Annotated in this window: 20 protein-coding genes; 9 read left to right on the top strand and 11 right to left on the bottom strand. The window is 68.9% G+C overall.

Going from position 1 to position 22,645, the window contains the following annotated elements:
- Nucleotides 1–47 precede the first annotated feature (47 nt).
- Together CQ040_RS13840 and CQ040_RS13835 are read left to right on the top strand one after the other, a co-directional pair.
- Entirely contained in the window at nt 48–422 is a 375-nt protein-coding gene (locus CQ040_RS13840) for a Sec-independent protein translocase TatB (RefSeq protein WP_105526926.1), read from the top strand.
- On the top strand, nt 419–1,060 hold the full coding sequence (locus tag CQ040_RS13835) for a hypothetical protein (RefSeq protein WP_105526925.1): 642 nt from the start codon (nt 419–421) through the stop codon (nt 1,058–1,060). Before CQ040_RS13840 ends, CQ040_RS13835 begins: the two co-directional genes overlap by 4 nt.
- Here the strand turns inward: CQ040_RS13835 and CQ040_RS13830 are convergent.
- Genes CQ040_RS13830 through CQ040_RS13815 form a run of 4 tightly spaced genes read right to left on the bottom strand, consistent with a single transcriptional unit; the run spans nt 1,057 to nt 4,471 of the window.
- Nucleotides 1,057–1,551 carry a YcxB family protein gene (locus CQ040_RS13830; protein WP_105526924.1) on the bottom strand — a complete coding sequence of 165 codons (495 nt, stop codon included), beginning with the start codon at nt 1,549–1,551 and terminating at the stop codon, nt 1,057–1,059. The genes CQ040_RS13835 and CQ040_RS13830 overlap by 4 nt on opposite strands.
- Nucleotides 1,552–1,572: 21 nt before the next feature.
- A complete protein-coding gene (locus CQ040_RS13825) occupies nt 1,573–2,694 on the bottom strand; it encodes an Mrp/NBP35 family ATP-binding protein (protein WP_105526923.1) in 1,122 nt (373 codons plus the stop codon).
- Entirely contained in the window at nt 2,691–3,203 is a 513-nt protein-coding gene (locus CQ040_RS13820) for a DUF1003 domain-containing protein (RefSeq protein ID WP_105526922.1), read from the bottom strand. Before CQ040_RS13820 ends, CQ040_RS13825 begins: the two co-directional genes overlap by 4 nt.
- The gene (locus tag CQ040_RS13815) at nt 3,203–4,471 is read right to left on the bottom strand and encodes a magnesium transporter MgtE N-terminal domain-containing protein (RefSeq protein WP_105526921.1); all 1,269 of its coding nucleotides are present in this window, start codon (nt 4,469–4,471) and stop codon (nt 3,203–3,205) included. The genes CQ040_RS13820 and CQ040_RS13815 overlap by 1 nt, the downstream gene beginning before the upstream one ends.
- A gap of 85 nt (nt 4,472–4,556) precedes the next feature.
- Between CQ040_RS13815 and CQ040_RS13810 the strand changes: the two genes are divergently transcribed.
- Both CQ040_RS13810 and CQ040_RS13805 read left to right on the top strand, forming a co-directional pair.
- Nucleotides 4,557–5,291: a general stress protein gene (locus tag CQ040_RS13810; RefSeq protein ID WP_105526920.1), complete on the top strand. Its 735-nt coding sequence runs from the start codon at nt 4,557–4,559 to the stop codon at nt 5,289–5,291.
- Nucleotides 5,292–5,316: 25 nt separating this feature from the next.
- Nucleotides 5,317–5,979, top strand: coding sequence for an alpha/beta family hydrolase (locus CQ040_RS13805; protein WP_146113887.1), 663 nt, complete (start codon nt 5,317–5,319; stop codon nt 5,977–5,979).
- Between the two features lie 6 nt (nt 5,980–5,985).
- Here CQ040_RS13805 and CQ040_RS13800 read toward each other — a convergent pair whose 3' ends face one another.
- From CQ040_RS13800 to CQ040_RS13790, 3 genes are read right to left on the bottom strand one after another with little or no spacing between them, the layout of a single operon-like run.
- Entirely contained in the window at nt 5,986–6,894 is a 909-nt protein-coding gene (locus CQ040_RS13800; protein ID WP_105526919.1) for a phosphotransferase, read from the bottom strand.
- A gap of 9 nt (nt 6,895–6,903) precedes the next feature.
- On the bottom strand, nt 6,904–8,325 hold the full coding sequence (locus tag CQ040_RS13795) for an aminopeptidase P family protein (protein WP_105526918.1): 1,422 nt from the start codon (nt 8,323–8,325) through the stop codon (nt 6,904–6,906).
- A 36-nt stretch (nt 8,326–8,361) separates the two neighbouring features.
- Nucleotides 8,362–9,384: an endonuclease/exonuclease/phosphatase family protein gene (locus CQ040_RS13790; protein ID WP_105526917.1), complete on the bottom strand. Its 1,023-nt coding sequence runs from the start codon at nt 9,382–9,384 to the stop codon at nt 8,362–8,364.
- A gap of 100 nt (nt 9,385–9,484) precedes the next feature.
- Between CQ040_RS13790 and CQ040_RS13785 the strand changes: the two genes are divergently transcribed.
- Together CQ040_RS13785 and CQ040_RS13780 are read left to right on the top strand one after the other, a co-directional pair.
- Nucleotides 9,485–10,357: a PHP domain-containing protein gene (locus CQ040_RS13785; RefSeq protein WP_105526916.1), complete on the top strand. Its 873-nt coding sequence runs from the start codon at nt 9,485–9,487 to the stop codon at nt 10,355–10,357.
- A 63-nt stretch (nt 10,358–10,420) separates the two neighbouring features.
- Complete coding sequence (locus CQ040_RS13780) at nt 10,421–11,341, top strand: DUF817 domain-containing protein (protein WP_105526915.1); 921 nt, start codon at nt 10,421–10,423, stop codon at nt 11,339–11,341.
- A gap of 90 nt (nt 11,342–11,431) precedes the next feature.
- Here the strand turns inward: CQ040_RS13780 and CQ040_RS13775 are convergent, their stop codons facing one another.
- Nucleotides 11,432–12,952: a DEAD/DEAH box helicase gene (locus CQ040_RS13775; RefSeq protein ID WP_105526914.1), complete on the bottom strand. Its 1,521-nt coding sequence runs from the start codon at nt 12,950–12,952 to the stop codon at nt 11,432–11,434.
- A gap of 196 nt (nt 12,953–13,148) precedes the next feature.
- On the opposite strand from CQ040_RS13775, the gene CQ040_RS13770 reads away from it, so the two are divergent.
- The gene (locus CQ040_RS13770) at nt 13,149–13,862 is read left to right on the top strand and encodes a ferritin-like fold-containing protein (RefSeq protein WP_105526913.1); all 714 of its coding nucleotides are present in this window, start codon (nt 13,149–13,151) and stop codon (nt 13,860–13,862) included.
- A 57-nt stretch (nt 13,863–13,919) separates the two neighbouring features.
- Here the strand turns inward: CQ040_RS13770 and CQ040_RS13765 are convergent, their stop codons facing one another.
- Together CQ040_RS13765 and CQ040_RS13760 are read right to left on the bottom strand one after the other, a co-directional pair.
- On the bottom strand, nt 13,920–14,207 hold the full coding sequence (locus CQ040_RS13765) for a hypothetical protein (RefSeq protein WP_105526912.1): 288 nt from the start codon (nt 14,205–14,207) through the stop codon (nt 13,920–13,922).
- Between the two features lie 7 nt (nt 14,208–14,214).
- On the bottom strand, nt 14,215–14,439 hold the full coding sequence (locus tag CQ040_RS13760) for a DUF3107 domain-containing protein (protein WP_105526911.1): 225 nt from the start codon (nt 14,437–14,439) through the stop codon (nt 14,215–14,217).
- A 161-nt stretch (nt 14,440–14,600) separates the two neighbouring features.
- Between CQ040_RS13760 and CQ040_RS13755 the strand changes: the two genes are divergently transcribed.
- A complete protein-coding gene (locus CQ040_RS13755) occupies nt 14,601–17,822 on the top strand; it encodes an ATP-dependent DNA helicase (protein WP_105526910.1) in 3,222 nt (1,073 codons plus the stop codon).
- Entirely contained in the window at nt 17,786–21,331 is a 3,546-nt protein-coding gene (locus CQ040_RS13750) for an ATP-dependent DNA helicase (RefSeq protein ID WP_258131369.1), read from the top strand. The genes CQ040_RS13755 and CQ040_RS13750 overlap by 37 nt, the downstream gene beginning before the upstream one ends.
- Here the strand turns inward: CQ040_RS13750 and CQ040_RS13745 are convergent.
- Nucleotides 21,277–22,638 carry a phosphotransferase gene (locus tag CQ040_RS13745; RefSeq protein WP_258131368.1) on the bottom strand — a complete coding sequence of 454 codons (1,362 nt, stop codon included), beginning with the start codon at nt 22,636–22,638 and terminating at the stop codon, nt 21,277–21,279. The genes CQ040_RS13750 and CQ040_RS13745 overlap by 55 nt on opposite strands.
- Between the last annotated feature and the right edge of the window lie 7 nt (nt 22,639–22,645).

Below are 22,645 nucleotides of genomic sequence, written 5' to 3'. Positions count from 1 at the left end.
TCGCTCCGTGAGTGCGGGGACCGCAGGCGCGGCGGTAGCCTGTACAGATGACGTTCGGGCTCACCTTCGAGAAGATGCTGCTGATCGGCCTCATCGCGGTCATGATCATCGGTCCGGAGCGTCTTCCGCGGGCAGCAGAGGGCTTCTCCCGCATGGTTCGCAAGGCCGGCGAGTACCTCCGCGCCACCAAGTCGAGGGTGCGCGACGAGATGGGGCCGGAGATCGACGACGTCGACTGGCGCAAGCTCGACCCGCGTCAGTATGACCCGCGCCGGATCATCCGTGATGCGCTGATGGAGGAGCCGCAGCCGGCCACCCCGGTGCAGGCACGCGAGACGATCGCCGAGCCGATCGCTCCCCGTACCGTTCCGCAGGAGTTCAGCGCCACCAACCGGCCGCCGTTCGATCCCGAAGCCACGTGAGCCGAGGGCGGCTCGCCGATCGCGATGCCGTGGCGTTCGGCTTCTCCGCGCTGTGCGCGTTGGCGGGGGTGCTGATCTGGACTCTGTGGGTCACCCCGATCGCTTCGTCAGTCGGCGATGCCGACGCGATGCCGATCGGACGCTCGGTGAGGCTCGAACTCTCCGCGGGCGAGCGGGTCGGTGTCTGGGGGAGCGGGATCTCCGCAGCGTTCGGGACGATGGAGTGCACGGTGACGGCGCCGGACGGCAGCGAGCTGCCACAGCGAGCCGGCCCCTCCCTCTCCTGGGACGACACGCTGTGGTGGATGACTCCGAAGCGCGGGTTCGAGCAGCGCTCGCAGTTTGCCGCGATCGATGCGGGTCTTCACGCCGTGACCTGCGTCGACTCGCTCGACAGGTATGAGGGTGAGTTCCTGCTCGCGGGCGATGCGTTCGGGAACGGCTCCGTCGGTCTCGGCCGGAACGGGGGCAGCGACTACGCCGTGGGTACGCTGCTGGCACTCGGCGCGGTGTTCTGCCCGCCGATGGCGGTGCTGCTGCCCGTGGTGATCATGATCCGCAGGCTGGCTGCGCGTCGGAGACGAGCGCGCGGCGCCGGCGATGCGGACGCGGCCTGGACCACATCCATCGAGGCTTAGATGATCCGCGATCGAAGCACTGCGATGTCCTCGTCGGTGAGCAGCGCGCGCGGGATCGCGGTCGCGACCGATGCGCCGCGCAGCTTCAGCAGCACGGCATCCTTGCCCACGCGCAGATTCTGGAAGGTGCGGTACGGGATCTCCGACCGCCGGCGGCCGCTCCCCATCTGCAGACGGTCATCTTCGAGCGACACCCACACCACGGTCTCGACGGGCATCGCGATTCGGACGGCCGTTCGCGCGCCCGACACCGACATCACGATGGCGAAGGCCGCGAGCGCGAGGATGAGCACCGGCATCCAACCCGCACCGAACGGGCCCTCTTCCCCTGGCGCGACGGGTGCGCTGAGGTTCAGGATGCTCAGCACGAGAGCTGCGGCGAGGGCCACCCACATGAGGAGGGCGACAGGGCGGGTCAGCGAGTAGATCGCGGCATCTCGCGCCATCCGTCGCAGCAGACTCTCATCGACGGTCAGGGAGCGTGGCGGCACGGTTCATTCTCCCATGCGCGCTCAGCCGATCGACATCGGCAGCGAACGACCGGACAGGCCGCGGCCCTGCTGCGCGAGGGTGCGGGCGATGTCGCGGATCGTCGCAGCGGCGAGATCCGTCGTCTCGCCGGAGACGATCGGGATGCCGGCATCGCCGCCCTCGCGGAGCGCCGGGCTCAGCGGGATCGAGGCGAGCAGCGGCACGGCGGTCCCCGATTCGGACAGTGCCTCGGCGACGGCAGCGCCGCCGCCGGAACCGAACAGGTCGATGACGGTGCCGTCGGGGAGTGTGTAGGCCGCCATGTTCTCGATGACACCGATCACGCGCTGCCCCGTCTGCCGTGCGACCAGGCCGCTTCGGATCGCGACCTCAGCTGCGGCCGTCTGCGGCGTGGTGACGACGAGCACCTCCGCGTGGGGGAGGAGCTGGCCGATCGAGATCGCGATGTCGCCTGTTCCCGGGGGCATGTCGATCAGGAGCACATCGAGGTCTCCGAAGAAGACGTCGGTGAGGAACTGCGAGACCGTGCGGTGCAGCATCGGTCCGCGCCACGCCACCACAGACTCGCCGTCGCGAAGGAACATGCCGATCGAGATCGTCTTCACGCCGTGCGCCACCGGCGGCAGCATCAGATCGTCGATACGGGTGGGCTGGGTGCCGGCGGGGATGCCGAGGAGACCGGGGATGGAGAATCCGTGCACGTCTGCGTCGACGAGACCGACCGATAGCCCCCGGTCGGCGAGGGCGACGGCGAGGTTGGCCGTCACCGTCGACTTGCCGACGCCTCCCTTGCCGCTGGAGACGAGGATCACTCTGGTGAGGGAATCAGGGCCGAACGGCATGTGCCGTGCCGGTCTGCCCTCGCGGAGCTTCTCGGTGAGGGCCTTGCGCTCGGTCGGCGTCATCACGCCGACCTCGACTACGACCTCCGTGATGCCGGAAACAGAGGCCGCGGCGTTGCGCACGTCTGACTCGATCTTCGCCGCCGCGGGGCAGCCGACGATCGTCAGGACGATACCGACGTGGGCGCGCTCGCCCTCGACGGAGATCTCGCGGACCATGTCGAGGTCGCCGATGGGGCGGCGCAGTTCCGGATCCGTCACCGCGGCGACGGCCGAACGGACGCGCTCCGCGTCGGTCACGAGGCGGAGCCGGGTCGAGGCTTCTCCGGCGCGTCTTCGAGCTCGGCGAGAAGGGACTTGAGTTCCTGTCGGAGAACGTCTCGCGTGACGGCCTGCGAATTGCGCTCCTCGAGCGCCATCCGCAGCGCCACGATCTCCCGGGCGAGGTACTCGGTGTCAGCAAGGTTGCGTTCCGCGCGCTGGCGATCCTGCTCGATCTGCACGCGGTCGCGGTCGTCCTGTCGGTTCTGGGCGAGCAGGATCAGCGGCGCGGCATAAGAGGCCTGCAGGGAGAGCATGAGGGTCAGGGCGGTGAATCCGAGGGCGGCGTCGTCGAAGCGCAGCTCGTCGGGGCCCAGGGTGTTCCAGACGATCCAGGCCACGCAGAACAGACTGAGCATGAGCAGGAAGGTCGGTGTGCCCATCGCGCGGGCCACCCACTCCGTGAAGCGCCCGAAGCGGTCGCGGGAAGACGCCCTTGGCCTTGTCGTGGTGCGGCCTGGTGCGTCGAGGCGGGGAGAGCGGGGCATCAGCGCGTCTCCTTCGCCGCGGGCGCGGTGTCGTCACTGTCGTGCGAACGCCAGTCGTCGGGGAGGAGGTAGTCGAGCACGTCGTCGATGCTGATCGCGCCGACGAGCCGGTGCGCCGCGTCGATCACCGGGAGCGAGACGAGGTCGTAGCTCGCCAGGAGTCGTGCCACCTCGGCCGCGGACGCGGTGACGGGGACCGGCTCGAGGCTGTCGTCGAGGATCGCTCCGAGGCGCTCGTGCGGCGGGTAGCGCAGCATGCGCTGGAAGTGCACGAGGCCGAGCAGGCGCCCGGTCGGCGTCTCGAACGGCGGCAGCGTGACGAACACCGCGGCGGCCAGCGCCGGGTGCAGCTCGTGACGGCGGATCAGTGCCAGAGCCTCGGCCACGGTGGCGTCGGCAGACAGGATGATCGGCTCCGGTGTCATCAGACCGCCGGCGGTGTCCGGGCCGTAGCGCAGCAGCATCCTGACGTCTTCGGCCTCCTCCGGTTCCATCAGCTCGAGGAGCTGCTCCAGGCGGTCGGGGGCGAGCTGGGCGAGGAGGTCGGCCGCATCGTCCGGTTCCATCTGGTCGAGGATGTCGGCCGCGCGCTCGTCACCGAGACGGTCGAGGATGTGCACCTGCTCGTCTTCGGGCATCTCCTCGAGGGCGTCGGCGAGGCGGTCGTCCGACAGTTCTTCGGCAACCTCGATCATGCGCTGCTGCGGAAGGTCGAGGAGCGTGTTGGCGAGGTCGGCGGCGTGCAGCTCGGAGTACGAGGCGACGAGCTGCTCAGCCGACTGCGATTCACCGGGTGCACGTTGCTCGGTGACCTCGCTCCAGGCGGCGAACGTCGTCGGACCCTTCGCGAAGGGGGAGGCGCTGGTCTTCGGGCGGCGGAGGAAAAGCTGGCTGATGGCCCATTCGCCGAGGCGGTTCGGCTCGATCGCGACGTCTTCGATCACGGCGGTGCCGCTGTCGTCGACGAAGCTCACGCGCCGGCCGAGCATCTCGGCCAGCACTCGTACCTCACCCGCCCGGGGCGAGAAGCGCCGCACGTTGATGAGTCCGGTGGTGATGACCTGGCCCGAGCGGATCGAGGTGACCCGACCGATCGAGAGGAACACATGTCGTCGTCCCGGAATCTCGACGACGAGGCCGATCACACGCGGTGCCGCGGTACTTCGGTACACGACGACGACATCCCGGACTTTACCGAGCCGGTCGCCGACGGGATCGAAGACGGCGCACCCGGCCAGGCGCGCGGCGAAAACCCGTTGTGTGCTCACTTCTCCAGAGTAGTCGGCGGCTCAGGTCTCCGGCGGGATGGTCGCGCCTCGGGCCGTCCGACGGTGCGCGTGGAAGAATAGCCGGATGAGCATGCTGAACCGGCCCGCGAGTGGCACAGACACCGGCGAGATCGTCGCGTCGATGCGCGACTACGAGAGCGCGCAGAAGACGGTCTCGAAGCTGATCGCCGGGGAGGTGCCGGCGCGCGACATCGCCATCGTCGGCCAGAGCGTGCGCACGGTCGAACGCGTGACCGGCAAGTTGGGGTACGCGGCAGCCGCGCGCTCCGGGGCCATCAACGGCGTGCTTATCGGCCTGTTCCTCGCCGCGATCCTCGTGCTTGGCAACCCCGAGGTGCCGATCCAGCTCTTCCTCGGCTTCGTCCTCATCGGCGTCGCGGTCGGGATGCTCTTGAGCCTCGTCACCTACGCGATCGTCCGCCGCCGCCGCGACTTCGCCAGCGTGACGCAGTTCGCCGCCGACCACTACGAAGTCACGGTCCTGTCCACATCGCTGGGCAAGGCGCGTCAGGTTCTCGGAGCGAACAAGGTCGCACCGGTGCGACCGCCGGTCAACCTCGATGAGCCGCCGCGATACGGCGAGCGGATCACGCCAGGCGCTACGGCTCCGGAGCCCGCTCCGGCTCCTGAAGAGCCCGTGATCCCGCCGCGACCGGCCGACCCGGTCGCTGAGCCGGAATCCGGTGCGACGCCCGAGCCGGGTCCGGCCGCAGAGGGGACCGCCGTTCCGTCGACGGTGACACCGGTCGATCCGGATGCCGCCCCCGGTGCCGACGGCATCCAGGGTGAACGGGCATGACGGGGACCTCCGCTCCCTCCGCCTGATGGTCGAGATCCAGGTCGCGCTGCCGAACGGGCCCACCGCGGTGTCCGCCGACTGGAGGCTCGGTGACAACGGGGCGACGGTGATCGTCGCTCATGGTGCAGGCACCGGGAAGGATCACCCATTCCTCATGGGCTACGTCGATGCCCTGACCGACCGCGGCTTCTCGACCCTGCGCTTCAACTTTCCGTACGTGGAGCAGGGGCGACGGATGCCGGGACCTGCTGCGCACGCGATCGCGACCTGGAACGCCGTCGCAGCCTTCGCACGAGAGTCCGCCCCCTCAGCGACCCTGTGGGCGACCGGGAAGTCGTACGGCGGACGCATGGCGTCGATGGCGGTCGCCGAGGGCATGCGTGTCGACGGGCTCGTCTACCTCGGCTACCCGCTGCATCCGCCAGGACGCCCTGAGAAGCCGCGCGTCGAACATCTGCCGGGCATCACAGTGCCGCAGCTCTTCGTGGAGGGGACGAACGATCCCTTCATCCAGCCGATCTCGCAGTTCGAAGAGGCGGTCGCGACCTGTGAGGATGCGCGCGTGGTCTGGGTCGAGGGCGGCGGACACACCTTCGAGGTGAAGGGACGTAAACTTCCCGCCGAGCAGATCGGAGCCTCGCTCGCCCCGATCGTGGCGGAGTTCGTCCTCGGTGGCGCGTCCGGCTGAGGGCGGTCAGTCGACGAGGTTCGACAGGTCGGCGTCGTCCAGCAGGCGCCGCACGGTGGAGAGTCCCAGAGCGCTCATCGCCGGGTTCGACTCCTCGTAGTACCAACCCAGTCCGAGTGCCTGCTGGAGCGCCCAGGCGGCGCCGCGCTGCCACTCGGCGTCGCCGGCAGCCAGGCCATCACGCATGAGGCTCCGTGCCGGGGCGTCGAAGAGGTGCCAGGCGGCGACGAGGTCGAGTGCGGGGTCTGCAGGACCGAAGCCCCCGCCGTCGAGCACCCCGGCCAGACGGGTGTCGCCCTCGTGCTCGGCGACCAGGAGGTTGAACGGCGTGAGGTCACGGTGGCTCATCACCGCGGTGTCGGCGGGAGCGACTTCGCGCAGCGCCGCCCAGAGCCTTTCGGCATGTGGCACATCGAAAAGGTGTCCGCTCCTGGCCAGGCACTCCGCGACCCATTCGTCGTGGTCGCCGAGGTGCCCGCCCCTGCCGTGCCCGTCGAACATGCGGCCGCGCACGTCGGTGGCACGCAGGGCACGGATCAGGGCTGCCAGGTCACGGGCGAGTGACTCGGACGCGGCCGAACGCACGGGGTCGGCCGGTTCGCCATCGACCCACGTCTGGACCGCCCAGGCTGCGGCGAACTCTGCCGAAGGTGCGGCGGTGCCGTACGGTCGCGGTGCGGGAAACGGGCTCGCCGAGCGGAACTCATCGAGCGCGGCGACCTCGTTCTCGAGTTCGACCTCTGATGCCCCGAGCAGCGGGAAGCGGGCGACGAGTCCATCGCCCACCCGGATGATCCTGTTCACGGTCCCCGTGAGGGGGACCGGTCGCAGCGTCTCTCCGCGCAGTTCGGGGAAGCGGCGGGCGATCAGGCGCGCCGCGACCCCGGTATCGAGCGCGAGCTCGCCCTCATGCATTCGACGACGTCAGCCCTGCAACCGGGCGATCCACGCCTCGACCTCGTCGGCCGTGCGGGGGATGCCGGCCGAGAGGTTCACGGGGCCGTCCTCGGTCATCACGATGTCGTCTTCGATGCGCACGCCGATGCCGCGAAGCTCGGCCGGCACCGTGAGGTCGTCGATCTGGAAGTACAGTCCCGGCTCGATCGTGAACACCATTCCCGGTGCGAGGATGCCGTCGTAGTACATCTCACGGCGGGCCTGGGCGCAGTCGTGCACGTCGATGCCGAGGTGGTGCGAGGTGCCGTGAACCATGTACCGACGGTGCTGGCCGCCCTTGTCGGCGTCCAGAGCCTCTTCGGCGCTGACGGGCAGCAGCCCCCACTCGGCCGTGCGCTCGGCGATGACCTTCATGGCGGCGCCGTGCACGTCGCGGAAGCGCACTCCGATCCGGGCGGCGGCGAACGCGGCGTCAGCGGCCTCGCGCACCGTCTCGTAGACCCGACGCTGCACCTCGGTGAAAGTGCCGGAGACGGGGAGGGTGCGGGTGATGTCGGCGGTGTACAGGCTGTCGGCCTCGACACCCGCATCCACCAGGATCAGGTCGCCAGGGACGAGCGTGCCGTCGTTGCGCGTCCAGTGGAGGTAGCAGGCGTGCGGGCCAGAGGCCGCGATCGTGTCATAGCCTTCACCGTTGCCGTCTTCGCGCGCGCGGCGGTGGAAGACACCCTCGACGACGCGCTCACCGCGTGCGTGAGCCGTCGCGGCGGGAAGCTCGCGGATGATGTCGTCGAAGCCGTTCGCCGTGATCTCGACGGCATGGCGCATCTCGGCGATCTCAAACTCATCCTTGATCAGGCGCAGCTCGGAGACGAAACGGGTGAGAGCCTCATCGTCGTCGAGCACCAGCTCGCTCTGGACGGCCTCGAGCTCGTCCAGGTGCGCGGTCGCGATGTCGAGGTCGGCTGCGACGCCGGCGAGGGACGGACGCGGTCCGATCCAGAACTCGCCGACCGTGGCATCGGCGTAGAACTCCGTCGTCGTGCGGTCCGCACGCTCGCGGAAGAAGAGCGTGATGTCGTGGCCGGCGTCGGTCGGTGCGAAGACGAGGACCGAATCGGGCTCGGCATCCGATGCCCATCCGGTGAGGTGTGCGAACGCGGAGTGCGCGCGGAAGACGTAGTCGGTGTCGTTGCTGCGCTGCTTGAGGGATCCGGCCGGGATCACGAGTCGCTTGCCGGGGAAGGCGGCGGACACCGCTGCCCGGCGGACGGCGGCGTACGAGGCCTGCGCCCGCGGAGCCGGCAGCGTCTCGGGACGCTCGGCCCAGCCGGTGGAGATGGTGTCGAGGAAGCCCTGGGGGAAGGGCTGCTTGCGGTTCGTGGTGCCGTTCTCGACAGACGCTTCGACGGTGGGTTCAGCGATCGTGTCGCGCTCTCCTGTGCTCATCCCTCCAGTCTGTCACCTGGCGGGCTGGTGCGGGAGTCAGCCGGCGGGCTCGAGCTGCACGACCAGGGCGCGGTGGTCGCTTCCCCCGGCATCGTCGAGTACGACCGAGCCCGTCGGCTTCCAGTTCTGCGACGCCATCACGTGGTCGATCGGGGCACCGGCCAGGGCAGGCAGCGAGCTCGGCCAGGTGCCGGTGAGGCCGTTGCCGGTGCGGGCGGCGACATCGCGGCAGTAGCCGATGTCACCGCCTTCCACTCCGAGCGGGGCCATATGGTCGATCGTCGCGTTGAAGTCACCGGCGAGGAGGAAATCGCCCTGGGGGCACTGATCGGCGATCCACTGCAGGTCGCTGCGCCACTGCTGCATCTCCTCCATGCGGGGAGCGACCGCGTGCACGGCGACGATCGTGGGGCCGGATCCGTCGATCGGCATCAGCACGACGCTGGGCACCGAGCCGGTGTTGCTCGTGCCGTCCTTCGACGACTCGATCACCGAGTACTCGCCGAGGTCGGGGGCCACCAGCACCGTGGTCTGCCACGACTGCGGGCCGTCTTGCACGTCGGGGCGGAACTGCACGTGATGCACCCACATCGGGTGTCCCTGTTCTCGCAGCATGATGGCGATGCGCTCACCGACGGCCTCGGTCGTCTCGGGGAGCGCCACGATGTCGGCGCCCTGATCGAGGATCTGCTGGGCGATCACCTCGGCAGCTACGGCTTCGCCCGCGGTGTTCCAGGTGAGCACTCGGACGCTGCCATCGGTCTTGTCCGGAAGGGCGGAGGCGCCGAAGCCGCGAGTGGCGCCGATCGCCGCGGTCGCGCCGGCTCCGAGCAGCGCCACGATCAGCACGGAGGCGGCGAAGCCCCGCAGCGGGCGAGCGAACAGCAGCAGGAGCGCGAGCACCGCGACGATGAGGAATCCACCGAGCACGAGACCGCGCACCGACACGAGCTGTGCGAACGGATACGTCTGCTCGAGGCGGAAGAACTGCGGCCAGACCACGACCGCCGTCGCGATCGCGAACAGCACGGTGAAGAGGATCCCCAGTAGTCGAAACATCCCCTCCAGCCTAGAAGCGCCGCCTGTGAAGTCCCTGCCCCGACATCCGCTTCCGTGCGTCCGTGCGTCCGGTCCGGGTGGTGCTGGGTACGCTCAGAGGATGGCCACTTCGTCCCAGGGGTTCACAGGTCCTGCCGACCTGCACCTGCACTCCAACCATTCCGATGGCACGGAGTCTCCGGCAGAGGTGGTCGCCCAGGCTCACGCGCACGGGGTGCGCACGCTCGCCCTCACCGATCATGACCGCTCCACCGGGTGGACTGAGGCCGGAGACGCTGCCGTCTCGCTCGGGATGACGTTCATCCCGGGGATGGAACTCTCGGCGAAGCACGAGTGGCGCAGTGTCCATGTGCTCGGCTACCTCTTCGACCCGGAGAACGATGCGTTGCGCGCCGAGACCGAACGCATCCGCGGCGATCGGATCGGTCGCGCGGAGCGCATCGTCCGCAACATCGGTCGCGACTACGACCTGCAGTGGGACGACGTTGTCGCCCAGACCACGCTCGATGCCACCGTCGGACGCCCGCATATCGCGGACGCCCTCGTCGCCCGTGGCATCGTGCGCGACCGGACTGAGGCCTTCGACGGCATCCTGCATCCGCGAGAGGGATATTACGAGCCGCACTATGCCCCCGATCCGCTGACCGCGGTGCGTCTGATCACCGAAGCGGGGGGAGTGGCGATCATCGCGCATCCCGTGACGGCGGGGCGAGACCGCATGATGCCCGTGCCGTTCATCGAGCGACTCATCGCGGCGGGCCTGGGCGGGTTCGAGATCGAGCACCGCGAGAACACGGAGGCGGGCAAGAGGATGCTGCGCGAGATCGCCGCGAAGCACGACCTCATCGTCACCGGCTCGAGCGATTATCACGGCACCGGCAAGCCGAACCGTCCAGGAGAGAACACCACCTCCGAGGAGATGGTGGCCAGACTCATAGCACGCGGCACCGGCACCGCCCCGCGTTTTCCCTGATCCTCGGCATTCTGTCGGTCACCTCCCGGCGGCCTGTCGAGCGGGACCGATACCGTCCGAGGCATGCAGCGAGCGACTTCCCTCGAGCGACGCGTCGACGCGTGGGCTCATCGCCTCCTCCTCGGCGCTCCGTCCAGCGGAATCCGCGCGGGCCTGGTCGAGTTCACGGTGTTCGTGGTCAAGCAGGCGTGGGCGTGCATCTTCGGTGCGGCGCTGCTGGTCGTGATCGTCGCGGCACGTCTCTGGTATCCCGACGATGCAGCGCTCGCCCGCAATGACGCTCTCACGATCGCCGCGGTGCTCATCCAGGTCGCGATGCTGGTTTTCCGACTGGAGAGCGGTCGCGAACTGTGGGTGATCGTGCTCTTTCACATCACAGGCACGGCCATGGAGCTCTTCAAGACCGACGTGGGCTCGTGGGCATACGCTGCGGACGGATTCCTACGGATCGGCGGAGTCCCGCTGTACAGCGGATTCATGTATGCGGCCATCGGCTCGTACATGGTCCGTGTGTACCGGTTGTTCGACCTGAGTTTCACGCGGTACCCGCGACGCTGGATGACGGCGATCCTCGCGGTCGCGATCTACCTCAACTTCTTCGCGCACCACTGGTGGTGGGATGCCCGCTGGGTGCTGCTCGCCGGCGTCGTGCTGCTCTGGCTGCCGACGGTGATGCATGCGCGAATCTGGCGCCGGACGATCAGGCTGCCACTGCTCGCGGTGTTCGGGGGAGTCGCCGTGTTCATCTATCTCGCGGAGAACATCGGCACCTGGGCGGGAGCGTGGGCATACCCCGATCAGGCGGAGGGATGGAAGCCGGTGTCACTGAGCAAGCTGAGTTCGTGGTTCCTGTTGATGATCATCTCGGTCGTTCTCGTCGCCTGGGTGTATCCGCCACAGGTCCCCGCCCGGTTGCTGCGCGACTCCGGGGACGGCGCTCTCGGCGTCGATGAGGTCAGGGGACACCGGGCCGGCATCGAGTGACCCAGTCGGCATCGCGTTCCGCACACACGAAGGGCGCTTACGGCCGGGAAGGACTCCCGGCCGTAAGCGCCCTTGAGGTCAGTGCGGGGTTCAGGCTCCGGTGACGGGAGCGGCGCCCGCGCCAGAGCCGCCACGGCGGCGACGACGACGACGAGCCGGAGCCGGCTTTCCGTCGTGGTGCTCCTTGCCGGCACCGTCATGCGTACCGGCGCCCTCGGCGCTGCGGTCTGCCGACGGAGCGGACTGTCCCTCGTCGGACACGGCCTCGGTGGTGCCCTCTGCGAACGTCGAGCCGACCGGGGTGGTGCTGTTGCGACGGCGACGGCGGCGACGAGTGCCGGTCTCATCGGTGCCCTCGGCCGCGACATCTGCCGCGCGCTCGGGGCGACGCGTGCGCTCGGTCTTCACGGACTCGGTCTTCGGGGCCGACCTCAGGCGGCCCTTCGTGCCCTGCGGGATGTTGAGATCTTCGTACAGGTGCGGGCTCGACGAGTACGTCTCGATCGGCTCGGGCTGGCCGAATTCCAGGGCACGGTTGATCAGGGCCCACTTGTGCAGGTCTTCCCAGTCGACGAAAGTCACCGCGATGCCGGTCTTGCCGGCGCGGCCCGTACGACCTGCGCGGTGCAGATACGTCTTGTCCTCGTCGGGGATGGTGTGGTTGATGACGTGCGTCACGTCGTCGACGTCGATGCCTCGGGCGGCCACGTCGGTCGCGACGAGCACGTCACGCTTGCCCGCCTTGAACGCGGCCATCGAACGCTCGCGCTGGTCCTGGCCCATGTCGCCGTGCACACCGCCGACGTTGAAGCCGCGGTCGCCGAGCTCGTCGACGAGGCGCTGCGCCGCACGCTTGGTGCGCGTGAAGATCACGGTCTTGCCGCGACCCTCTGCCTGCAGGATGCGGGCGATGACCTCGTCCTTGTCCATCGAGTGCGCGCGGTAGACGAGGTGCTTGATGTTCGCCTGCGTGAGACCCTCGTCGGGGTCGTTCGCGCGGATGTGGATCGGGTTGGTCATGAAGCGACGTGCCAGAGCGACGATCGGTCCTGGCATGGTCGCGGAGAACAGCTGCGTGTGCCGGACCGCCGGGACCTTCTGGAAGATCTTCTCGATGTCGGCGAGGAAGCCGAGGTCGAGCATCTTGTCCGCCTCGTCGAGTACGACCTCTGTCGCGTTCGACAGATCGAGCAGTCGCTGGCCCGCGAGGTCGATCAGACGACCGGGCGTGCCGACGACGATCTGCGCGCCGGCCTTGAGCTGGTCGATCTGGCCTTCGTATGCCTTGCCGCCGTAGATGGCGACGACGCTGGTGGAGCGATTGCTGGTGAGCAGGTCGATGTCTTCGTACACCTGCACCGCGAGCTCACGCGTCGGCACCACGATGAGTGCCTTGACGCCGTGCTCCGGGTCTTTTCCGAGGCGCTGGACGACGGGGATGCCGAAGCCGAAGGTCTTACCGGTTCCGGTCTTCGCCTGACCGATGATGTCCTGGCCGGGAAGGCCGAGGGGGATGGTCTGCTCCTGGATGGGGAACGCATCGATGATGCCCTTGGCGGCGAGTGCGTCGACGATGTCCTGATCGACGCCGAGATCAGCGAAAGTTGTCACTATATTCAGATTGCCTGTCCGGCGACCCTGCGGGATCGCCACGTTAACGGATCCACGCCGTCTCTTGTGCCACAGGCGCGGGGCCCCGCTCCGACGGCGGGGACACGCCCAGCCTACCCGAGGGGTGCCGCCGACCAGGAAGGACGCCCGCGCACGAGTATTGTGAACGACGTGGTGGACTCGGGAGGACGACCTCGTGGTTAAGTGGTTCTGGCAGCGCGAAGACGCGCCGAGGCGCACCCTCGCCCTGCGCGGCAGGGGTGAACAGGGTGACACGACGCGCATCGACTTCGCCGAACTCGCCCCCGAGCTCAACCGTTTCCTCGGCCAGGCCGCATACCTGCAGCTGGGTTACTTCGAGACGCTCACGCGCCTCATCCGCGCCACCCCTGAGCTGTCGGAGAAGGAATCGCTGTCGCGCGCGGCCGGCGCAGCCCTGACAAAGCACCGCGGGATCGTCGATCTCATCGCCGAGCATGGCGACGACCCGACCCAGCTGATGCTCCCGTTCCGGGAGAACCTCGACGCGTTCCGCCGCAAGACGATCGGCGCGCGTCCTCGGGAGACGCTGCTCGCGGTGTACACGACGGCCGGGATGCTCGACGACTTCTATCTCGCGCTGGCATCCAGCTACGGCGATACAGGGCGTCGCGTGGCTGAGATCCTCCGCGAGGATGACGCTCGCCACGAGATCGTCGCGATCATGCAGGAGACGATCGAGAGCGACGAGGAGTGGCGCTCACTGCTGTCGATGTGGGCGCGTCGCCTGGTCGGCGACACGATCCTCGTCTGCCGTTCGGCCCTTCGGCCGGAGCGTCTCGACGTCGACGAAGAGCGCATCGAGCCGGTGTACACCGAGCTGATGGGCGCACACGCGCGACGGATGGACGCGATGGGCCTCGCCTCCTAGGCGAAGCCTCGTCGGCTCAGCATCGGTCAGGGGCGAAGCCTTGTCGGCTCGCGTCGGTCAGATGCCGAGCGCGACCCTGGCCTCAGCGTCCGAACGCTTGCGGAGCACGGTGAGGGCCAGCGTCGCGAGCCCCGCGATGACGGCAGCGCCGAGCACGCTCGCAAGCCACAGCCAGATGCTGTCCTCGCCGACGCCGGCCCACTGCAAGCCGGTGTACGTGATCGCCGACACGGCGGTCGCGATCGCCGGAGCGAGTGCCACGCCGCGCAGCTGCCGGTCGGGGATCAGGAAGTGCGCGGCGATACCCAGAGCGCACGCGCCGATGAGTGCGAGGAGGATGTACATCGACGGTTCAGGCGACGAAGCCCACGCGGCGCGATTCCTCGGTGCCCAGCTCGATGTAGGCGAGGTTCGCGGTGGGGACGATGTAGGAGTTGCCCTTCACGTCGGCGAAGCTCACGTGAGTCGCGCTCTGCTCCAGCGCTGCGGTGACCTGGGTGCGGACCTCGTCGGCGCTCGCGCCGGTGTCGAAGCTCAGTTCACGGCCGGTGTTGATGATGCCGATGCGGATTTCCACGCGTGCTCCTTGAAGTTCGGGGACTGCGCCAACTCTACCCCGCGCGCACCGGGCCGGATCGGCGCTTACGGCCGGTTTCGCCGTGAGCGCACAGGTGGGGACGAGGATGTGTCGGGCGCGGGCGGACGACGATGTCCGCGCGTCCGGATAGCGTGGAGGACATGACACCGGATGCCGCTCAGCGAGCTGTGATCGCCGCCGAGCCGACCGCGTCCGGGGTCATCATCGGGGCACCGGGAACCGGGAAGACACGCACCCTCATCGACCGGGTGGTGCACCTACTCGATGCCGAGTCGATGCGCCCGGAGCAGGTGCTCGCCCTCACCCCGAACCGTCAGGCGGCGACGGCGCTGCGAGACCGGATCGGGGTGCGGATCGGTCAGGCGACCCCTGGGCCGCTGGCACGATCGCTGGGCTCTTTCGCGTTCCAGCTGGTTCGCGGGGCGATGGTGCGAGAGGGAGCAGAGCCGCCCGCGCTGCTCACCGGTGCCGATCAGGACCGGATCATCGCAGAGCTGCTGGCAGGGGATGCGGAGGACGAGCGGATCCGCTGGCCCGATGCGCTGAGCGCCTCCGTGCGCGCTTCGAAGGGCTTCAGGTCGGAGCTGCGGGCGTTCCTCGCCGAGTGCACCGAGATCGGGGCGACTGCGGATGAGCTCCGGGCATCCGGCAACGAGGTCTGGGCCGCGACAGCGGATTTCCTCGTGGAGTACCGCGCTGTGCTCGATGCGCTCCGGGCCGCCCACCGTGACGCCGCCGACCTGCTGAGCGAGGCGAGCATGATCCTGCAGACGGCGGACGTGACGACCCTCGGCGCCCTCGCACCTCTGCGGGTCGTGCTCATCGACGATGCCCAGGAGCTCACCCGAGGAGGGGTCGGCATCGTGCGGGCTCTGCGCAGCCGCGGGATCGCCGTGCTCGCATTCGGCGACCCTGACATCTCTTCCGGATCGTTCCGCGGCGCCAGCCCCGAGCTCTTCGCCCAGCTCGCCGGCGTGCTGGGCGAGGTGCACGTGCTCGACGGCACGCACCGCCAGCGACCGGCACTCACGGCTCTCACACGCACGGTGACGCAGGCGATCGGTGTGTCCGGCCGCGTCGAGCACCGCCGGGCGCCTGTGCCGGTGACCGCCGACGAGGCCGATGCCGGAGTCTCGACCTTCCTGGCGCCTTCGCCCTACGAAGAGCTCGATCGCATCGCTGGAGTGATGCGAAGCTGGCATCTCTCCGACGGGATCCGCTGGGATCGGATGGCGGTCATCGCGCACGACACCCGTCAGGTGACCACACTCGAGACCGAGCTGGCGGCACGAGAGATACCGACACGCGCCGCCGGGGTGCAGCGCCCGCTCGGCAGCGAAGGGATCGTGCGCGACATCGTCGGCATCGTGCGGCTGGCCCTGACTCCGGTCGATGAGCGCACATCACAGGCACTCGAAGAGGCGATGCGCACCCCGTTCGGTGGGACGGATGCGATCGGACTGCGGAGACTGCGTGCTCGACTCCGGCACATCGAGCTCGAGCAGGGAGGCTCGACGCCGGCCCGCGAACTGCTGCGTCAGGCGATGGCGAATCCGTCACACCTCACGCTGATCGATGCGCCGGAGTCGCGTACGGCCGAGCGCTTCGCCGAGACGATCGAGGCCGTCGCGCGCGGTGCGGCCTCCGGCGAGACGATCCACGACCTGCTGTGGCGGGTGTGGGATCAGGCGCGAGCCGTCGACGGCCGGCGGCTGCAGGTCGCCTGGCGCGAGATCTCATTGCTGCCGACCGGTGCGGAGACCGCGCGCTCGCTCGATGCGCTGGTGTCGCTGTTCGATGCCGCGAAGCGCTTCGTCGAGCGAACGCCCAACGAGAAGCCCGAGACCTTCGTGCGGGACATCCTCGACAGCGAGGTTCCCGAAGACTCCCTGTCCACTCCTGATCGGCCGGGAAAGGTCACACTGCTGACTCCGGCGACGGCGCTGGGGACGGAATTCGACGCGGTCGTCGTCGCCGGGGTGCAGGACGGCATCTGGCCGAACGTGCGGCTGCGCGGCGGTCTGCTTCAGACGTGGCGTCTGGCCGACGCGCTCCAGGCCGCACGCACGGGGGAGTTCATCGAGCCGCCCGGAGCTCTGGATCGGCGGCGTGCAGCCTTGCACGACGAGCTCCGGCTGTTCGTCCGCGCCGTGTCGAGGGCGCGCGACCGACTCCTGATCACGGCAGTGGACGATGACGATCTGACGCCCAGCGCGTTCTTCGGCTTTCTGCCTGCCCCTGAGCCACCGGAGCGACACGCCTCGGCCGAGCATCCGCTCACGCTGCGGGGTCTGGTCGCACGGCATCGACGCACCCTCACCACAGCCCGCGCGGAATCGACTCGACGAGACGCCGCCGGACAGCTCGCCGTGCTCGCACGGGAGGGCGTCCCCGGCGCTGATCCCGGCGAGTGGTACGGAGTGACACCTGCTTCCACCGATGCGCCGTTGCGCGATCTGACGGTCGCCGGCGCGCGGGTGTCGCCGTCGAAGATGGAGTCGTATGAGGAGTGCGGCCTGAACTGGGTCGTCTCGGCTCTCGGTGGCGACACGGTGATGCCCCCGACCGCCGGCATCGGCACGATCGTCCATGAGGCGATGGAGCGGGTTCCAGACGGCGACCTCGAGCAGATGCGGGCGATCGTCGCTGAGCATTGGCCGGAGCTCGACTTCGAGACCGAGTGGATCGGACGCAAGGAGCGACGTCGTGCCGACCTGCTCGTCGGTCGACTGCACACGTATCTGGGCGATGTGCGCCGGGAGGGCGGACGTGTGATCGGCAGCGAGATGGAGTTCCGCTTCGCCGTCGACGTCGCAGCCACGGCCGACACCGAAGCCGTTCCCGCCGTGCACCCGGTGGGAGACGACAGCGCGAATCAGGCGATCATCCACGGGTACATCGACCGCGTCGAGGCATACCCGTCTGGCGCCGGCGAGCACGCTCAGGCCCGAGGTCGCGGATGGGAGCGGATGTCCGGTGGTCAGGACGGTCCGACGGTGGTCGTCGACCTGAAGACCGGGAAGAACGACCCGGAGTCAGACTCCGGGGTGCTCGAACATGCGCAGCTGGCCGCCTATCAGGTGGCTGTCCAGCAGGGATTGGTCGAGGGGGCTCCGCCGGAGTCGTTGGCAGGGGCGCGCCTCGTCATCGTCTCGAAGACCCTTGCGAAGAGCGACTACCGCATCGCGCATCAGCACACACTCGACGACGAGTCGCGCTCGGCGTTCCTGAGGCGGGTGTCGGATGCCGCCCACGGGATGACGGCATCGAGCTTCACCGCGCAGGTCGAGTCGCACTGCGCCGACACTCAGCGTCGCGTGCATCCATGTCGTATCCACACGGTGCCGGCGGTGAGCTCGTGACGGGCTGGAGCGGCGGCGAGGGCATCTCTGCGACCGACATCGCCGCGGCGCTCGGCCTGCCTTCGCCCACGCCCGCTCAGCAGCGGGTGATAGAGGCGCCGCCGGAGCCTGCTCTCGTCGTGGCCGGCGCGGGCAGCGGCAAGACCGAGACGATGTCAGGGCGCGTGGTCTGGCTCGTCGCCAACGGGCATGTGCGGCGGGACGAGATCCTCGGCCTCACCTTCACTCGAAAGGCTGCGGGGGAGCTCGCGGAGCGGATCAGTCATCGCCTCGCGGTCATCGATGAGTACGGACGCCGGGGTCTGCTGCCCCACCTTGCCGAGATCGTGGCAGAGGGCTCGCTCCGCCGAGTCGACGAGGCCGCGCAGGGTCGGCAACGTGAACTGGTGCGCGCGCATGTGCTCGATGAGCTCGCCGCGCATCGCGTCACGGGGTGGGACCCTGTGACGCCTCGGTCGGCGGAAGATCTGATGATCCGCCCTCGGGTCTCGACCTACAACGCCTTCGCCGACGGCATCGTCCGCGAGCACGCGGCGCGCATCGGTCGGGATCCCGACGTGGTGATGCTCTCTCAGGCCGCCTCCTGGATGCTGGCGCGCGAGGTCGTGCTCCGCAGTGACATCCCGGAACTGGAGAGCATCGAGTTCGCGCTCGGCACTGTCATCGATGCTGTGCAACGACTCGCGGGAGACGCCCTCGATCATCGGGTGGACCTCGATCTGGCTCAACGCATCGCGCACGAGCAGGCCGTCGCGTTCGAGCCGTACCGCGGCAACGGCGATGTCGAGAAGGCGGCGATGAACCTTCTCAGCCTGCCGACGCTGTCACGCCTGGTACGCGACTACATCGCGGAGAAGGAACGGCGTGGAGTGCTGGACTTCGCGGACCAGGTGAGCGGCGCCTACGACATCGTCGAGTCTGCACCGGATGTGCGCGCCGAGCTCCGTGAGCAGCACCGCGTCGTGCTGCTGGACGAGTATCAGGACACGTCCGTCATCCAGACGCGTTTCCTCGCGGAACTCTTCCGGGACTCCGCGGTGATGGCGGTCGGAGATCCCCATCAGTCGATCTACGGCTGGCGGGGTGCGAGCGCCGACAACCTCTACGCCTTCTCCCGGACCTTCTCGAGCACCGCGACGGCAGAGACCTACAGCCTCATGACGAGCTGGCGGAACGACCGCGGCATCCTCGACATCGCGAACAGCGTGCTGAGCCCGCTGCAGCGGCCAGGACTCGATGTACCGCCTCTCGAGCCCCGCCCGGGAGCGGGTGATGGCACCGTGACCGTGGAGTATCCGTTCACGGTCGATGAGGAGGCATCCGCGGTGGCGGAGTGGTTCGCCCAGCGTCGGGCTGCACACGAGGCCCGCGGTTCCGGCGAGACGCAAGGGGCGAGACCGCACACCGGGGCGATCCTCTTCCGGTCGAAGCGGCACATGCAGACCTTCGCGGCCGCGCTCGCCGCTCGCCGCATCCCGCACCGCATCCTGGGGTTGGGCGGATTGCTCGCGACGCCGGAGGTGGTCGACGTCGTCTCGACTCTGCGGGTCGTGCACGACCCGACCGCGGGCTCGGCGCTGATCCGTCTGCTCACGGGTCCACGCTTCGGAGTCGGCGTGGCCGACATGGCTGCTCTCTACGATCTCGGTCGCACGCTCTCGGAGCGCGACACCGCGATGGCGCCGTTGCCCGAAGAGGTACGGGCACGGTTGCGCTCCTCGCGCGGCGCCGACGAAGCAGTCTCCATCATCGATGCGGTCGACGTGGTGCGGGCGGTGCGTGACGACTATCGGCTGCTCGAGACGATCACCCCCGACGGTCGCGCACGGGTGCGTGCGGCAGGCGAGATGCTGGAACGGCTTCGCCGTGCGTCTTCGCAGCCGATCCCGGAGCTGATCCGTCTCATCGAGCTCGAGCTGCGGCTGGACATCGAGCTGGCGGCGAATGAGACCAGAGGGCCGGCACGCATCGCGGCGACGCAGCTGAGAGCCTTCGCCGATGAGGTGCGGGCGTTCCTCGCCGCAGACGAGCGGGGGAGCATCGGCAGCCTGCTCGCCTGGCTCGACAAGGCCGAGAGCACGGATGAGCTGATGCCTCGTCCTGAGCCTCCGGAGGCCGGGGTCGTGCAGCTGCTCACGATCCACGGGTCGAAGGGGCTGGAGTGGGACGCCGTCGCGGTGGTCCGCCTGGTGGTCGACGAACTTCCCAGCCGCGTGTCCGACACCTCCGGCTGGTTCGGGTTCGGCGTCGTGCCGTTCGCTCTGCGAGGTGATCGCGATGCGCTGCCCCGCTTCGAGTGGGATCCGGTGGAGGCGATGGGCGACGAGGCCGATCCAGGAAAACGTCAGAAGCTCGCTCAGGCTTCGTTGTCGGGAGGGGCGACGAAGGCGAATCCGCAGGGCGGCGCACTCAAGCGCTTCAAAGACGCCTACCGCACCTACCAGCAGCAGGAGGAGCGGCGTCTCGCGTATGTCGCGGTCACCCGTGCGCGGACCGATCTGATGCTCAGCGGTGCGCACTGGGCAGGGCAGAAGGCGCCGCGCACGCCGAGTCCCTATCTAGCCGAGGCTATCGAGGTGCGAGGGCTCGATCCCATCGAGACGGTGGACCCGGATGAGAACCCCTATGACGGCCCCGGAGCAACCCTTCGTTGGCCGCTCGACCCGCTGGGTGCGCGGCGAGAAGTCGTCGCCGACGCCGTTGCCGTCGTGGGCGAGGCGATCCGTTCCGGTACGGCCGAGCCGTCGATCGAACTCACGCGTCTGCTCGCGGAGCGTGCGGCCCGCCAGCGCGGTACCGACGCTGAGGCCCCGACCCGCGTGCCGGCATCGCGATTCAAGGACTACGTCACCGACTTCTCCGGCACGCTGTCGTCGATCGTCAGGCCGATGCCCGAGCGACCGTACCGGCAGACACGCCTCGGCACCCTCTTCCACGCCTGGGTCGAGCAGCGCTCCGAGCTCGTCGGCGTCGGCAGCCGTGTCGACGAGGCGCTCTGGGAGATCGATGCCGACGAGGTGCCGTCCGATTCCGCGCATGCCACGACGCAGGCACCCGACGGACCGGGTGCCGCGGCCGACGCTGCCGACCTCTCGGTTCTGCAGGAGATCTTCGAGCGCAGCGAATGGGGCGGGCTGAAACCGATCGCCGTGGAGATCGAGATCGACTTCGCACTCGGTGCCGGTCTGCCCGAGAACGACGGCGAACCACGATCCCACATCGTCATCTGCAAGCTCGACGCCGTGTACCGACGGGCTGATCGCGGCGGACGCATCGAGATCGTCGACTGGAAGACGGGTAAGGCTCCGCGCACGGCGAAGGAACGCGACGAGCGGATGCTGCAGCTCGCGCTCTATCGACTCGCGTACCACCGTCGTTTCGACGTGCCGCTGGACGACATCGACGTGGCGCTGTACTACGTGGCGGACGACCTGATCATCCGCGGCGATCGCGTCTACTCGGAGGAGGAGCTCTTCCACCGTTGGAGTGCTGCTCGCGCCGCGCGCTGAGCCTCGTCCGAGTCAGCGTCGTCGTACTCGGCGCCGGTGTCCGACGCCCTAGGACGCGATCCATCGCGGTCGTCGGCAGCATGGGTTCCTGCGAAGATGCTCCTCGCGGCCGACAGGTCCTCGGTCTCGACGTTCAGCATCTCGGCGCGGTGGCCGCTGTCATCCTGATCCCGATCGGCTGCGGCACCGGGCAAGGGCTCAGCGGATGCCGTGTCGGTCTGGGGCGAGTCGGACTCCTCCGGCATCTCGATCCACAGCTCTTCGGGGTTGTAGGCATCGGTGTGCATCGAGGTGTCGACCTCGACGACGGCGTCCTTGGGCACGCGGTCGAGCGCATCCAGGGCGGAGTCGACGCCGGCGCTGCGCTCTTCGATGATGCTGAGGTCTTCGGAGTGCAGACCCTCGGCGAGGGCGACGAGCAGGGTTGCCGCATCGTCGACGATGTCGGGCCGGTGCATCGAGTCGCCGTGCACGAGCCACCGCGCGAACTCCAGTTCGGCGAGCAGGCGAGCGCGCACCTCGAGGCCACCGTCCGGCGCCCGGTCGATGGAGCGCGCGTAGGCGGCGTGCACGTCGTCGGAGGCTTCGGCCGCGGCAGAAAGCCAGGAGAGATCGACGGCGGGGTCCCCGACGGAGAGCCCGTGCCAGCCGAGGAGGCCGACGACCTCCGGCCCGCGTTCGGGGTCATCCTGGAACAGGAACGAGGTCGCCTGGACGCCGCCGAGCACCACGGTCGACTCGAACCGCCACAGGTCGTCGTCAGCGACGGCATCGCGCCAGCGGACGGTCAGACGGGCGGGAACCCGGCCGGTGGCCGCCGCGGTGTCGATCAGCCGCTCGAGTTCTGCGCGACTCTCCTCGGCGCTGCGAGTGGTGAGTCCTGCACCGCGGACGACCGAGGTGGGCAGCCCGTGCACTGCGGCGATCGACGTACCCATCGACTCGGCTGCGCCGCGCCCGGCCGGTACCATCGCGGCCTCGATCTGGAAGCCGGGGAGGAGTTCGGTGACGAGCGCGCGTCCGTCGCCGATGCGCGTCTCCCCGATGTAGGCGGGGGCGCGGAACGGGAGCATGGCGCGCGCGCCGTCGGTCAGCGCACGCAGCGCGATCGCCTCGGCAGCGAGTTCACGCGCCGTCTCGTCGTCGTCGGCGACCCGGATCGCGAGCTCACGGCCGTCTGCCAGCGAGGCGATGGCCGAGTCGAAGCGTCCGTCGCCGTCTGCACTCAGACCACGGGCGCCGGTGACCTCCGCCCCGGGCAGTGCGGCGGTCACTGCCGCGGCTAGAGTGAATGGAGAGCGTCCCATGCCCCCA

The organism is Microbacterium sp. MYb54 (assembly GCF_002979515.1).
Classification (GTDB): Bacteria; Actinomycetota; Actinomycetes; order Actinomycetales; family Microbacteriaceae; genus Microbacterium.
Note: the sequence above shows the minus strand (reverse complement) of the source record. Positions and strands in the feature narration are given on the sequence as shown.

Bases quoted from the DNA above. Each gene is read 5' to 3' on its own strand.
- CQ040_RS13840 (WP_105526926.1), top strand. From the start codon at position 48: ATGACGTTCGGGCTCACCTTCGAGAAGATGCTGCTGATCGGCCTCATC.
- CQ040_RS13820 (WP_105526922.1), bottom strand. From the start codon at position 3,203: ATGCCCCGCTCTCCCCGCCTCGACGCACCAGGCCGCACCACGACAAGG.
- CQ040_RS13810 (WP_105526920.1), top strand. From the start codon at position 4,557: ATGAGCATGCTGAACCGGCCCGCGAGTGGCACAGACACCGGCGAGATC.
- CQ040_RS13805 (WP_146113887.1), top strand. From the start codon at position 5,317: ATGGTCGAGATCCAGGTCGCGCTGCCGAACGGGCCCACCGCGGTGTCC.
- CQ040_RS13800 (WP_105526919.1), bottom strand. From the start codon at position 6,894: ATGCATGAGGGCGAGCTCGCGCTCGATACCGGGGTCGCGGCGCGCCTG.
- CQ040_RS13795 (WP_105526918.1), bottom strand. From the start codon at position 8,325: ATGAGCACAGGAGAGCGCGACACGATCGCTGAACCCACCGTCGAAGCG.
- CQ040_RS13790 (WP_105526917.1), bottom strand. From the start codon at position 9,384: ATGTTTCGACTACTGGGGATCCTCTTCACCGTGCTGTTCGCGATCGCG.
- CQ040_RS13785 (WP_105526916.1), top strand. From the start codon at position 9,485: ATGGCCACTTCGTCCCAGGGGTTCACAGGTCCTGCCGACCTGCACCTG.
- CQ040_RS13780 (WP_105526915.1), top strand. From the start codon at position 10,421: ATGCAGCGAGCGACTTCCCTCGAGCGACGCGTCGACGCGTGGGCTCAT.
- CQ040_RS13765 (WP_105526912.1), bottom strand. From the start codon at position 14,207: ATGTACATCCTCCTCGCACTCATCGGCGCGTGCGCTCTGGGTATCGCC.
- CQ040_RS13755 (WP_105526910.1), top strand. From the start codon at position 14,601: ATGACACCGGATGCCGCTCAGCGAGCTGTGATCGCCGCCGAGCCGACC.
- CQ040_RS13750 (WP_258131369.1), top strand. From the start codon at position 17,786: ATGTCGTATCCACACGGTGCCGGCGGTGAGCTCGTGACGGGCTGGAGC.
- CQ040_RS13745 (WP_258131368.1), bottom strand. From the start codon at position 22,638: ATGGGACGCTCTCCATTCACTCTAGCCGCGGCAGTGACCGCCGCACTG.